Genomic DNA, 14,168 nt, shown 5'->3' with positions numbered 1-14,168 from the left:
ACAAGTCTGCGGGTTTGGTCGCCTTCTTTTTTAGAGAGAAATTATTTGAGATTCAAAATGGGGATGAAAAATGTCAACTGAACATCAATTGTTGGTCGGCCTTTTAAAAAAGTTGAAAGCAGATGCATTAGTGTTGCCAACGCTTCCAGAGGTTGCGATGAGGGTTCAAGAGGTCGTATCCAGACCGGATTCAAGTCCAAAGCAGGTTGCTGAAATTATCGGACAAGACGCCGCGATATCGGCGCGTATGATTAAGGTGGCTAACAGTGCACTTTATAGCAGGGGAATTAAAGCTGAAAATGTAAACTGTGCGGTCACTCGAATTGGCTTAACTCAGATAAAATCCATCGCGACTTCTGCGGCGATGGAGCAGCTCTTTATTTCAACCAATGAGATGGTCTGGGAGGTGATGGATGAAGTGTGGGGAAGCTCAATCGATGTGACCTCTGCGGCTTGCTCTATGCTGCAAATCTATAATAAAACCCATAAGGGATGTGGACTCAGTTTTGATACGCTGACTTTAGCCTGTTTAGTGCATAACATAGGTGCTCTGCCTGTGCTTAAAGAAGCAGAAGCCCATCCCGATATGTTTACTAGTATAGAGCAGCTAAGAGCGTTAGTGAGAAAGATGCAGGGGCCAATAGGTCGCGCCGTATTGAAGAGTTGGGAGTTTGCACCGGAAGTGACAGAGGTGGTTGAGAGATGGTCAGACCTATCTTATCTACCTGATAACGTGGGTTATCTTGATTTTGTTAGGGCCGCCGCTTTTTACACTGGAGAGTTAAGGGCTGGTATTGAGCTTGAGGAACGATTAGATCTGTATGCTAAACGTGGTCTGCCCGTTTCGGCTGAGGAGTTAGCCAGTGACGAGTTTCTGGAAAAATATCACTCTATAAAATCGAGTTATGAATAGTTGTTGTCTTGGTCAATATTGGGGTAAGCTGAACTTTAGCATCGTTCCTTTTATAGGGTGTGCATTACTTACGTGGACATTGGCTGGTATTTAGTTCTTTTACTGATTGTCTGTATCGCTGGTATCATTTTCTGGTACCGGCATAGACGGGGTGAAGCAAAATTTATTCATGCTCTGCTACAGCAGATAGAACTACTTAAGAGCAAAGAGGGGGCGTTAAATTTAGGTGATATTCCCCCTGAACAGCTGACACAACTCGATGTTCCCAAGAAATACCTTTCCCTTTATTGTGCATGGCGTCAATTTATCAATGGCTTGCCGGTCCCTAATGATAAGGACAAGCTGACAGGGCTTGCCAACCGCTTAGGATTAAAGTCCCGTTTTCTTACCTTGATGCCTATCACTCAGGGCACCTTAGTACTTATCGATATTTATCAGTTTAGATTTGTTAACGATCTCTTCGGTTTCTCCGTTGGCGATAAGTTGCTGCAGATCTTATCTGAACGATTGCAGGGAGAGGGAAATAATGTCTCATTTCTTGCACGTATGAATGAAGATGAGTTTCTTCTCTATTTCGAGCAAGCGCAAGATGAAGCAAAACTGCTAGCTATTCGTGAGAAGCTTCAGATGCCGTTTAACATTCAGGATATTCCGATCACAGTTCAGATCCAGATGGGCTATCTGGATCTAGCTCAGCACCATACCTATGTGAGTCAACTTTTGAGGCGGCTCGATCTCGCATTGATTAAGGCTAAGGAGGATAAGCAACTTTTTGCCAGCTATTCAGAGGGAGACGATCTTAGCCAGCAGCGTCAACTTGGGATCATCAATCGACTCCCTAAGGCATTAGCCAGAGGTGAGTTGTATATGGTGTATCAGCCAAAGTTAGATGTATTAAATGGCGGATTTAGTCAGGTTGAGGCCTTAATACGTTGGGAGCATGAGGATTTAGGTATGGTCTCTCCTGCTGAGTTTATCCCCCTTGCCGAGTACGCAGGGATGATTGGATTAGTCAGTGAGTGGGCGCTGGATCAAGTGATCTCCCAGCAATATAAGTGGCACCAATCGGGGTTGTTATTGCAAGTTGCGGTAAATCTCTCCTCAAAAGATATTATCAGCAGTACCTTATGTGACGATATTCAGATGAAATTCGACAAGTATGGTTTAGAGACCAAATTGCTCTCCATTGAGATAACCGAAAGTAAGTTGATGGACGATATGGAGATGGCAGTTGAAACCATTGAAAAGTTGAAAGCAATTGGTGTCGATGTCGCCATTGATGATTTTGGTACGGGTCACTCCTCGCTTGCTTACCTTAAGTATTTTCCTGTTGATGAAGTGAAGATAGATAAGGCATTTATCGATGAACTGATGAGTGATAAACATGCTAAACACATTATGAAGTCGAGCATAGAGCTAGCCAAGGGGCTAGATTTTAAGGTCACAGTTGAAGGGGTTGAGACCGAAGAGGTTAAATCACTGCTGGTGGAGATGGGAGTGGATAAAATCCAAGGCGATCTATTTGCAAAACCGATGAGCGCGTTAGAGCTCGAAGTGAACTGGCAGCAATTGCAACTAAGGAAGTAACCTCTTATTACTAAAAAATAGGGGAGGCAAGCTCCCCTTTGCTATTACAGAGCCGAGTCGAAAGACTGCTTTAGCAAGGCAAGTAGCTCAGGTGTCATCGGTGCTAATTGGCGCGCCTTGTTCATGCACACCATCTCAATATTGGCTGTCACAGCTGGTTTGCTGGCATTAGGACGCCATATCTCCTGTTTCCAAATAGTTCTGTACTTGCTCTCAAAGCAGAACTGAGTTTTTACCTCTATGATATCTGCAAATTCAACGCCGTCATGACACAACATATCACTGCGGTAAACCGCAAAGCCTAACCCTTGCTCCTGCCAAAGAGAGGCGAGAATGTCTGCACCAATAACATGCTCTCTTGCTCGCTCAAAATATTTGAGAAAGTTGGGGTGGTATACAACACCGGAGAAGTCGGTGTCTTCATAATAGATCTGGATCGGAAAGTGGAAGGTTTGGCTGTAATTCAGCGCTTTCTTATTCTGCATGGTGCCACGGGATCAGGAAAAATTGGCGTTAGTCTAACATAAGCTTTCTAATCAGAGGTTATACCTCTATACCCAAGCTACCTCAAGGTGCTCGTTTCAGAGCCCCCATAGGATAGCTGAACAAGGCAGTGATTGAGGATAATGGTTATTCCCTTGTTGAAATCACTAAAGCAGTGCAGCGATTCTACGGGAACTCCCGTAGGGCACGGCGAGAAGCAACATTTTTCTGTGTTATGAAATATTGAATTACGACTGCATGGTCTATTTTGTTCCATACAAAATAAGACATTTCTTCCTTTCCATGGAAGTCAGATGCAGAAGGTAGGGCGAAGCACGACTGAATGGATTCAGGAGGTAGAGTAACGCAGGAGCAGTTACCGAGGATGCCAGAGCCGAGAATAACTAGTCCTACTATTTCATGAAGACCGCCATGGATGGCGGGAATGCCGTTAATGCAGGAGCAGTTAACGACCTTGAACTCTGTCACTTCTCGACATGCTGAATTCTGCATCTTGAAGTTGTTTGGGTATATATAGAGTCCAAGTTTAATTATATATCGTCTAGGTTTAATTTCTGGCAGGTGAGCCAGCCGATGCCATTATCTCTTGATAACTGCCGTCATCCTTTAGAGTTGTCAGTCCTCTATCTAACAGTTCGGCTAATTTAGATGCGTGGGGATTGAGTTTTGAAAATGCCAGATAGACCTGACCTGTATGATTCGTAAATATCTGCTCTATCTCTTGTGAGACGCCCATCTGGCTAATATATTGCTTGGCAACCAGATCATACATAATGGCGACATCGATTCTATCGAGCAGCAGTAGGTTGATGAGCTGGTTATGGTTAGAAAGGGTGATTAGTCTGATATTAGGAAGTTGTTTTAGCTCGTCCCCGTACTCATAGCCACGAATGATCCCTACTTTTGTATTGGGTGGCAGCTGCCATTTATCTTTTGCTTTAACTGGTGTCGATACCTTGTGGTAGAAGGAGGCTGTGGCTGAGAAGAGCGGCTGTTTCCCAAAGATAAACTCTGATTCAGTGCTCTGTTCTTTGACTAAGTTAAATACCCCATCGACTAACCCCTCTTTCGCCATCACAACAGCCCTTGAATAGGGAACCACGATACTATCAACTTCAACCCCGACGGTAGAGAATGCCTGGTTAATAAGTGAGTGAGACACACCTGTGCCTGACGCCTTAGCAAAGGGGGCCCAATTATCTTCAGCGGCGAGTTTTACTGTTTTTAAACTTTCGTCAGCCGTGGCAAAACTACAAAGTAAGGATGTAATGAATAAGAGTGTCAATCTAGTGTGAAGCATTTAAATCCCTTTAAGTGAAGTGAGCGTCCCTATGACTCAAGTGGCAATCATAAATGAGTTTTAAACAAAAGCTGACTATTATTTGCATATTTCACTCATATTTACAGTTTTTTCCCTTTTACTTTTGAATAAGGGAGAGCTGATGACCTTGCATCTGAAAATTGTACAGTAACATCTCTGCTAAACTAAAGACTTGATACTTCATATTTACTATTGAGAACCGTTAGGCTTATGGAGCCAGATGTGATCTTTACTTTAGTGCAAAATACTGCGCTTTTGTTAGCCATGGTATTTATCTATGATGCGGTGCCTAGAAAGCAGCGAGATGAGTATCTTTTTCTCTGGCAACTCAGTGTAGGAGCCATCATAGGTGGCATAACCATGACCAGCGTGATGGCATCATGGGAGTATTCTCAAGGTCAGTATTTCGATGCTCGCTCAGTTATACTGGGGATCTCCGGCGTTTTTTTTGGTGGATTACCTACGCTTATTGCCGTGTTCTTAGCTTCCATTTTTAGTTTTTATGAGGGGGGAGTTGGGGTTTGGTTTGAGATTGGTATGATGGTTTCAGCTGGATTATTGGGCTGCTTGTGGCGTTACTATTGTCATAGAGCGGTTGTTGATATCTCTAATATTCAGTTCTACTCATTCGGCATGATCCTGCAATGTATTACTCTGCTATGGTTGTTTATTCTACCCTTTGAGATGGCTGTGAATACGTTAAATAGCGTTGCTTTTCCGACTTTAATTATCTACCCCGTTGCTTTTTTACTGCTTAGTTCACTACTCGCTAGGCGGCTGGAAATGGAGCGAGATGCCAATATTCAGCTTCAAGATGACCTCATTTTTCGCTCTCAATTCAACATTGGCAATATTGGTATTGCAATTTCATCGGTGGATCAACACTGGATCAAAGTTAATCCACGGGTGTGTCAGATGCTCAAATACAGTGAAAAAGAGCTATTGGCAATGAAGTGGAGTGATATGACCTATTTTGAGGATCTTCAAACGGGCTTAAATCAGTTCGATAGAATGCTCAAAGGGGAGATTGATGAATATGAGATGGATATGCGATTTGTGGCTAAAGATAACTCAATTGTTTATACCCACTTAACTGTCGCTTGCCAAAGAAAGAATAACAAGGTTCTACTCGTTATCTCAGGTTTGTTGGATATTACTTCACAGAAACTCGCTGAGTCAGCCATGTGTGCAAGCCAAGAGCAGTTAGCTTTAGTCTTAGATAGTAGCGAACTTGGTTTATGGGATTGGGATATCAAATCTAACAAAGTAGAGCGTAATACCCGCTGTGCAAGTCTACTTGGCTGCAGTGTCGAAGAGTTAAATCGAGATGAGAGGGTATGGATCAATGCCATTCACCGCTCTGATAGAGTCGATGTATTGCACTCTATTGATGCTCACCTTAAGGGAGAGACCTCTCACCATAGTATTGAATATCGGTTAAATACTTTCTCTGGGGAGACCATCTGGATCCAAGATAGCGGCAAAGTGGTCAGTAAAGATGAGCAAGGCTCACCTGTTCGCATGTGTGGTACTCATATGGATATTACCGCACGAAAAAGGGGGGAGGAGTCTCTTAATCTGGCAGCTTCTGTGTATAACAACTCCAGTGAGGCGATGAGTGTTCAGGATAAAGAGGGGAATATCATTACCATAAACTCTGCCTTTACTGAGATAACAGGTTATAGGGAAGATGAGATAATTAATCAGCACATCAGTATCTTGCAGTGTGATAGTTCGAGTAAGAAAACCTTTGTGCAGATGAGAAGTACCATTGAAGAAACCGGACGGTGGAATGGAGAAATTTGGCTTAAGCACAAAAGGGGCTCTGAGCACATTGTTAGGTTAACCATCAATACCATATTGGATAATCGAGGTGAGGTCTATCGGCGGGTGGCGCTCTTTTCCGATATAACGGAGAAGAAACAAGCTGAGCACATTATCTGGAAACAGGCCAACTATGACCCCTTAACAAGTTTACCTAATCGGCGGATGTTGCTGGAATATTTAGGCACTGAGCTACTTAAGTCTGACCGTAGCAAGCAGCATTTTGCTCTGATGTTTTTAGACTTGGATTTTTTCAAAGAAGTTAACGACGCCTTGGGTCATGATATCGGTGATCTGCTGCTGGTTGAAACGGCAAAACGGTTGAAGGGCTGTATTCGTGAGTCTGATGTGGTGGCTCGATTAGGGGGAGATGAGTTTACTGTTGTGCTCTCTTCGATTGCGGATCATAAAGGAGTTGAGAGAGTGGCTGAAAAAATTCTAGCCAGACTCTCGGAGCCTTTTAGCCTCGGCAGCGAAACTGCGTATATTAGTGCCAGCATCGGGATAACCCTTTATCCAGATGATGCCCAAACAATAGACAGTTTACTTAAGCATGCGGATCAAGCCATGTATGCAGCAAAAGGCTTGGGGAGAAATCGTTACCACTATTTTACTCCCTCAATGCAGGAGTATGCGAAATACCGAATGTTGCTGATTGGAGATCTCCGTAAAGCGATAACTAAGCAGGAGTTTGAGGTTTATTTTCAGCCCATTGTCGATATGAATACCATGAAGGTGCTAAAAGCTGAGGCGCTTATTCGTTGGCATCACCCTGAAAGGGGAATAATACCTCCCAGTGAGTTTATCCCGGTAGCAGAGGAGACGGGGTTGATTGTCGATATTGGAAATTGGGTATTTGAGGAGGCAGCTAAACAAAGTGCTTATTGGCGTGAGCAGTATGGGGTTGAGATACAGATAAGTATTAATAAATCACCGGTTCAGTTTCGCGATGAAAGAGGCTGTTTCGAGAGCTGGATTAAGCGGCTTAAGGAGCTCAAGCTAGACAGTCATGGGATCTGTATCGAGATTACTGAGGGTTTACTACTGGATGTTGACAGTGGGGTATCAGAGAAACTGCTAGCATATCGAGATGCGGGTATTCAGGTTTCATTAGATGATTTTGGCACTGGTTACTCCTCACTCTCCTATTTGAAAAAGTTTGATATTGATTACCTGAAGATTGATCAATCTTTTACCCAAAACTTAGCATCTGATTCAGACGATCAAACCTTGTGTGAAGCGATCATCGTTATGGCACATAAGTTGGGAATGAAGGTGATAGCCGAAGGTGTTGAGACCCAGTTCCAATTGGCCACGTTAGTGGAAGCGGGTTGTGATTATGGCCAAGGCTATCTTTTTTCTAAGCCAATCCCTGCCAAGGCGTTTGAGGAGAAATATATTGTTGGTCTATCAGAGTTAGCCAAGGTATCGTCATAGCCAGTAAGTACAATTTTTGATAGACTCCGCCCTCATTTATTTTCCCGGACACGCTTCCCATGAAGTTTTCAGCATTTGACCTATCCCCTCTCATTCTTGACGCCGTTGAAGTGTGTGGATATCAGCAGCTAACACAAGTGCAATCAAAAGTGATCCCTGTAGCTGTAACTGGCTGTGATCTAATGGCTTGTGCGGAAACCGGCACCGGGAAAACTGCTGCATTTGCATTGCCACTGTTGCAAAAACTATTGGATGAATTCTTAGATAGAAGCGCACTGAGGGGATTGATACTGACACCAACACGTGAACTTGCGATTCAGGTTGCTGATAATATCTCACGTTATAGCCAGTTCACTTCGCTGAAAACCTTGGCGGTTTACGGTGGTGCAAATATGAACCCACAGCGTAAAGCGTTAAATGCTGGTGTGGATATCTTAGTAGCCACACCTGGACGTTTGTTCGATTTTATCGGCCAACATGGTTTAGACCTTTCAAGTGTTACCAGTCTTGTGATCGATGAAGCCGACAGAATGTTGGATATGGGCTTTGTGCGCGATATCGAGCGTGTAAAAGGGTTGGTTGCTCGCCAACATGTGACCCATTTCTTCTCGGCAACCTATAGCGATGATGTCAAATGCTTAGCACAGAAGATGCTCTGTGATCCGACATGGATCAATGTTGCCACCAGTAAGTCGGCATCGAGCGTCGAGCAAGAGGTTTATCTTGTCGATAAGCGCCGTAAAGCGGAGTTACTTTCTGAGCTGGTTGGCCGCAATAACTGGCAACAGGTGTTGGTATTTGCTAGCTCAAAAGAGAGTGCAGAGCATATCCAGAAAGAGTTAAAGCTCGATGGATTGAAGAGTGCTGTTTTTCACGGTGATAAAACTCAAGGGGCACGTAATCGCGCGCTAGAGGAGTTTAAAAGCGGTGCCCTGCGTGTGCTGGTGGCCACTGATGTTGCTGCCAGAGGACTTGACATTCACGCACTGCCTCTCGTGGTCAATATTGAGTTGCCTTTTGATGCTCAAGATTATATTCATCGTATTGGGCGTACAGGCCGTGCAGGTTTGACTGGACATGCTATCTCTTTTGTCTGCCCATCAGATGAGAAGATGCTCGAGGAGATTGAAGCGTTAATTGAGCGCAAATTACCCCGTATTGTCGTGCCTGGTTATGAACAGGGCACAGCGCTTCCGGCCCGCTATCGTGACAGTGTTGAGGTCGCGCCTAATAAGAAACGTGTCGAGAGACGCAAAGGCAAGCCTGCGGGGAGAAAAGAGCAAACTCGTCGCACTAAGTCCACAAGCGATAAGAGCAGTTACTCAAGTCGTAGAAGTAAGAGATAAAAACCTTAGCGGTGTTAAACCGCTAAGGATTTTTAATATTTCGATCTGCTGCAATTAGCTATTTTGGTAGCTAATATGCTGGTGGAAGCGAACAATAAGATCTTCGTGGGATCTATCTAACTCAAGCTCAGAGGTGAACTTCTTGAGGGCATCTTCGACCTGATTCATAAAGCGGCCAAATCCAGCATCTTTATAATCTTTTTTGCCAGCCACTATGGTAAAGCTAACTGTTTCGACTAATTGGCTACCGTCCCAATGACGAACAAATTGTTGCTCCTCTTGGTTAGGATCGAAACCTATCATCTGTACTTCATCAGTCCCATCAACTTGATCATACTTACTATTGCGCACAAGTGGCGTTAATCCATTGGCGACCATCGCTACTTGCTTTAGCTGTTTTGCTGATGTGGCATGAAGAAATGCATCTTCTAGTTTCTGATACAGTGGCGTGAAGTCATTAGTATGCTCCGGCAATATTGATTGCTTGAGTCGACGCCCTAAAGGCAGCTTTACGGTGACATAGCTCAGTGAACTGTGTTCCTCCGGTAACGGGCAATTTCTGGCCTTATATCTAGGACCTATAGCACGCAGTTTAAAGCCGTAGCTTTCCTTGTTACCTTTTGCCTTAGCGAAGAAATCATAAGAGAGGTGCTGGTGATCGCGGATTTTAACCGTCAGCTCATTTTCTGGTAGTTGTGGCATGAGCTTGGTGAGAAAAGATTGCACCTTTGCATGGAAACTGGCGGAGTTACTACGAATTTCGTCACCTGTAGCTAAGAAAACAATCCTGATTTTACGTGCGCGATAATTATCGTCAGTGATAAGGTTTTGCGCTTCATGGTAGGCAGGATTATAAAAAAGTATTATCTGCTCAGCAGTTTGGAAACAGTATGCCTCAGTGTGGAAGCGCACAACGGGTAATTTATCGTTAGTGATCACATGAATGTTGCTAAGCTCTTCTTGATCCGCAAGATTGAAAATAGAGCGGCTAACGGTTTGGTAGCATGTTTTAAGATCAGGGTAATGAGCCAGCAAAGCGTCCGTTACTTTAATCTCTGCTGCGATGTATTGATTCGTTCTAGCAGCTTTAGGTATGTACACTTTTTGCTGATGGTTAAGGGACATAAATACTCCTTGTAATAAGTTAACCATGTGTAGCTTGGTGCGAATGATAGCGATAAATTATGTCGGAAATGTTGCGATAGAACACATTTTTACCTGCTAGGCATATATTACGCTTTGAATATGATTTAATTCTTAAAAAACATGACAACATCTCCGTGACACACCATAGGTGGGCAGACACCGGATAACAAGTATTAAATCTTATTTGGTGGGGATGTGACTCATTCTCCTTTGAGTATCGCAGGGGCTAAAATAAGCCACTCTCTTTCGGAATATATACCCAAGCTACCTCAAGATGCTCGTTTCAGAGCTCCCGTAGGATAGCTGAACAAGGCAGTGATTGAGGATAATGGTTATTCCCTTGTTGATATCACTAACGCAGTGCAGCGATTCTACGGGAACTCCCAAAGGGCACGGCGAGAAGCAACATTTTTCTGTGTTATGAAATATTGAATTAGAATAACTAGTCCTACTATTTCATACCTTGAACTCTGTCACTTCTCGACATGCTGAATCCTGCACCTTGAAGTTGTTTGGGTATAAGTGGCTTATTGTTCAGTTAATACTATTGGTACTCTTTATTACTGGCTATGAGGTTGTTAATCGCCTTTGAGATGAGATCTTTTTTCATCCCAGTGGGAGCAACACTCTGGTTAAACCAGAAACTCATCGGCTGCTCAAAGCCTATGCCGTGCATATAGTTGTAGATGGCTTTACGTAGCCCCTCGCCAAGCATCTCATGATCTGTATCTGTTGGATCGATAAAGTCCACATCGTTTTCTGCAAATAGGATCTCTGGGCGATCGATAAGCGTAATGCCAAATTGCTCTGGATTCATGCCTATAGGACTGTGAACCGTGGCCACAAAACGGTGCCAGTAGGCCGATTGGAAACAACCTTGCTTCATCATCTGACGCACCATCTCCAGTGAATCGACAGTCTCCTGCTCGGTTTGTGTTGGAAAGCCATACATCAAGTAGGCGTGAACTAATATACCTGCGTCACTGAAGGATTTAGTGACTTGGGCGACTCGCTCAACACTGACACCTTTTTTCATCAGTTTTAATAGGCGATCTGAAGCGACCTCAAGGCCACCACTTACAGCGATGCAACCGGAATCTGCCAGTAATTGGCAGCGAGCTTGACTGAAGGTTCGTTCAAAACGGATATTGCCCCACCAGCTGATCACAACATTGCGCTCAATGAGACGTTTTGCGAGGGTAAATAGAAGCTTTGGCGGTAGAGCCTCATCAACAAAATGGAAACCTGTCTCGCCAGTTTCTTCGATGAGTTGCTCGATTCTATCCACCAATACATCGGCGCCAGCGGCGTCGAAACGATCGATATAATCTAGGCTGACATCGCAAAAGCTGCATTTACGCCAGTAACAGCCATGGGCTATGGTGAGTTTATTCCAGCGTCCATCGCTCCATATACGGTGCATCGGGTTGAGCATTTCACACAAAGATAGGTATTCATCTAATGGCAGGCCATCGTAAACCGGCGCGCCTACATCACTTTGTGGAATATCATGCAGCGCTGAATTTTCATTGAAGTGTACGTAAGCCTCACCATTTTCATCTTCAGCAAGGAAATAGGTGCGCACCAAATCATCGACTTCACGCTGTCCTTGAAAGTACTCAAGTAGCGTCAAAAAGGGACGTTCGCCGTCGTCTAGGCAGATAAAATCGACAAACTCAAACACACGGGGATCTTTCAGCGCCCGCAGCTCGGTATTAATAAACCCACCGCCCATAACAATAGGCAGCTCAGGGTTGATAGCCTTACAGGTCTGCGCAATTCGCAGGGCGCCTAGCATATTGCCGGGAAAAGGCACGGTTAAGGCAACGACACTAGGCTGTGTCTCTTCCAGATACTGCTCAACCAGCTGCTCTAAAATCTCCGAGCTGAAACTTGGCTCACCTATCAAGGTCTCGTAAAGATTATCAAAGCTTGGGTTTGCTGCCGCTAGTTGCTCGCCATAACGGCTCACTTCAAAATAGGGATCAACTCCCTGAGTAATAACGCTGGAGAGATCATTAATAAACAGGGTGGCTAGATATTTGGCTTTGTCTTGTACGCCTAGGTTACCAAAGGCGGCTTGCAGTACATCACCCGATACCGCTTCCATCTGGGCAATGGTGTCAAATGCGGGGCCTTCAGGCAAAAATCGACGTGAGTTAATACGCATTGCTAGGCTGGGATCTTTGCCCTGTAAAAAGCGAATCGCACTTTCGACGGTTTGATGATAACGGTCAAATTCAGCTAAAAAGTTAAAGACGGCATCAGGCAACTCATCATCTTCAAAGTGCTCGAAATTTTCTTCAACATGTTGACGAATAATCTCCAGTGCCGGCGCTGTCATCATCTCTAGGAAAAGCTCAATTGCAGGGTCTCGTTGAACCGCATCTATGCCTTGGGAGCGTAAAAAGCCCGTTAAATACGCTGTTGCCGGGTAGGGCGTATTCAGCTGAGTCATAGGGGGGGTCATTAGAAGAACGGTCATAGCCTGCCTTAAATAGTAAAACCTGAATACTCTGTTAAAACTGAACGGTGCGAAAACGAACCGTTAAAAGTAGCCAATAGGAACAGAGCGTGACAGCAAACCTTTGTGTTAGGGCTACTGCCAAAAAATAAAAGGGGATTCTAACAAATGAGCTAGATAAAACCCATCATTTAGCAGCCTTCCAATGAAGGTCGAATACATTTTCTATTTTAGCTTCTGGCCTAAAAGGTATTGTGGGATGTATTTGAAGCTCTCACCTTCATTGCTGTTTATTGCTTGCTGCAGGTGACGTGCACGGTCTTGAATGTTACTTACATACATAAGACATTTCCCATATCCCTATGGAGCTGTGTGGAAAATGCCTAGAAATGGAGGGAGCATTTCCGGCCATGTTTTGGAAGCTCGCTGTCGAATCTACACAGGCCGATTTACAAGAAGATTATCTCTTCGATTGAGCCATTAGTTAATTCGCTACGACCCCTTTGTTACGGTTAATCTCTAAATTTTGCACAATCAGTTCACGGTTTACTATTGAGTGAAAAGATAAAGAGGAATAAATTAAGTTAGATGAAAGTGTGCGACTAAGTTTTGTCCGAATGTGTATTGGATACAAGTTAGCTGTTCACGTCTCAATACGTTGTATTAATGAGGTATATAGTGTTAACGCCCGTGCACGCTTTCCCGAGAGAACTTGGCAAAACGCGCAAGTCGTATATACAAATGTTATAGTTGTGGACGAGTCACTGTAACTTTATGTATTTGAGGTGCTTTGTGGAAAAGAAATACAAATTCAATTTAATGGGGGCTTTGCTAGTTGCTATGGTAGGCCTAAGTGGGCAAGCACATGCAGTGTTTTATGATTTGTATTCGGGTATGTTGAATCAAAAGGGTGACCAACTTTTATTGTCTAAGTGCGGCATTGTGTCTGTCGATTTCATATTAGAGTTTGAGACTCCTCAATTAAAAGGGCAACTACCTGATTTGGCCGCCAATGGGATAGTGCAACTTCATGTTAAAGGTAAAGTTGAAGAGAAAGATGGTCAATATCATTTAATGGTTCATGATATTAATCATATTACCGTTGGGTCTTCTTGTGATTTGCTGGACGTTTCGGTGGAAGAGAGAAAGCAATAATTATAATAAGGCGTTTAAGGCGGACTCTCAACGCATGGCGTTTTGGGGTTACTTTAGCTTAAGTGTTCATATCACAATGGTTTTGCTAGGGTAGTAGCGTTATGTGCCATCGGAGGTATTCTTCTGAAAAAGAAAATTCGCCATATCACTGTCGATGATAAGAAATACAATTGGAGAGTTACTTCTCTAAATGACCAAAATGTCCTTCTTAGAATTTGGGTTGATGGCTTCAAAAAATTTCCTTGGATTGAGGCTAAGTTTCCATTTAGAGATCCTTGGCTGAATTTCGCTGAACTTGTTGCCGAGCACAATGGAAATTATGACGTCTCTAGTGATAACTTATTTGAAGGTATTACACCTAAAAAAGTAAGATGCATTATTGAGGCAGTTATTCGAGATAAAGGGATAGCGGGAGAAATTAACAAGCCAGTCAGTTTAGATTGGAGCCCAAAACGACTCCAAGCAACATAC

The 14,168-nt window shown here is 43.8% G+C and carries 9 protein-coding genes; 5 read left to right on the top strand and 4 right to left on the bottom strand.

Going from position 1 to position 14,168, the window contains the following annotated elements; translation table 11 throughout:
- Positions 1-70 precede the first annotated feature (70 nt).
- Both SWOO_RS18085 and SWOO_RS18080 read left to right on the top strand, forming a co-directional pair.
- Complete coding sequence (locus SWOO_RS18085) at positions 71-913, top strand: HDOD domain-containing protein (protein WP_012326108.1); 843 nt, start codon at positions 71-73, stop codon at positions 911-913.
- 72 nt (positions 914-985) lie between these two features.
- Positions 986-2,500 (top strand): putative bifunctional diguanylate cyclase/phosphodiesterase, encoded by a 1,515-nt coding sequence (locus tag SWOO_RS18080; RefSeq protein ID WP_012326107.1) that lies wholly within the window; start codon positions 986-988, stop codon positions 2,498-2,500.
- A 44-nt stretch (positions 2,501-2,544) separates the two neighbouring features.
- On the opposite strand, the gene SWOO_RS18075 is transcribed toward SWOO_RS18080, so the two are convergent.
- Positions 2,545-2,985, bottom strand: a complete 441-nt coding sequence (locus SWOO_RS18075) for a thioesterase family protein (RefSeq protein WP_012326106.1) — start codon at positions 2,983-2,985, stop codon at positions 2,545-2,547.
- Positions 2,986-3,551: 566 nt separating this feature from the next.
- Entirely contained in the window at positions 3,552-4,304 is a 753-nt protein-coding gene (locus SWOO_RS18070; RefSeq protein ID WP_012326105.1) for a substrate-binding periplasmic protein, read from the bottom strand.
- Positions 4,305-4,535: 231 nt separating this feature from the next.
- Here SWOO_RS18070 and SWOO_RS18065 point away from each other — a divergent pair, with 231 nt between their 5' ends.
- Both SWOO_RS18065 and SWOO_RS18060 read left to right on the top strand, forming a co-directional pair.
- Positions 4,536-7,586 (top strand): EAL domain-containing protein, encoded by a 3,051-nt coding sequence (locus tag SWOO_RS18065; protein ID WP_041417772.1) that lies wholly within the window; start codon positions 4,536-4,538, stop codon positions 7,584-7,586.
- A gap of 59 nt (positions 7,587-7,645) precedes the next feature.
- Entirely contained in the window at positions 7,646-8,932 is a 1,287-nt protein-coding gene (locus tag SWOO_RS18060; protein WP_012326103.1) for a DEAD/DEAH box helicase, read from the top strand.
- 54 nt (positions 8,933-8,986) lie between these two features.
- Here SWOO_RS18060 and SWOO_RS18055 read toward each other — a convergent pair whose 3' ends face one another.
- Together SWOO_RS18055 and SWOO_RS18050 are read right to left on the bottom strand one after the other, a co-directional pair.
- Positions 8,987-10,057, bottom strand: coding sequence for a DUF3083 family protein (locus SWOO_RS18055; protein WP_012326102.1), 1,071 nt, complete (start codon positions 10,055-10,057; stop codon positions 8,987-8,989).
- Between the two features lie 565 nt (positions 10,058-10,622).
- Positions 10,623-12,563 carry a B12-binding domain-containing radical SAM protein gene (locus SWOO_RS18050; RefSeq protein WP_012326101.1) on the bottom strand — a complete coding sequence of 647 codons (1,941 nt, stop codon included), beginning with the start codon at positions 12,561-12,563 and terminating at the stop codon, positions 10,623-10,625.
- A 771-nt stretch (positions 12,564-13,334) separates the two neighbouring features.
- On the opposite strand from SWOO_RS18050, the gene SWOO_RS18045 reads away from it, so the two are divergent.
- The gene (locus SWOO_RS18045) at positions 13,335-13,697 is read left to right on the top strand and encodes a hypothetical protein (RefSeq protein ID WP_157582203.1); all 363 of its coding nucleotides are present in this window, start codon (positions 13,335-13,337) and stop codon (positions 13,695-13,697) included.
- Positions 13,698-14,168: the final 471 nt, after the last annotated feature.

It is taken from the genome of Shewanella woodyi ATCC 51908, from assembly GCF_000019525.1.
GTDB lineage: Bacteria > Pseudomonadota > Gammaproteobacteria > Enterobacterales > Shewanellaceae > Shewanella > Shewanella woodyi.
Note: the sequence above shows the minus strand (reverse complement) of the source record. Positions and strands in the feature narration are given on the sequence as shown.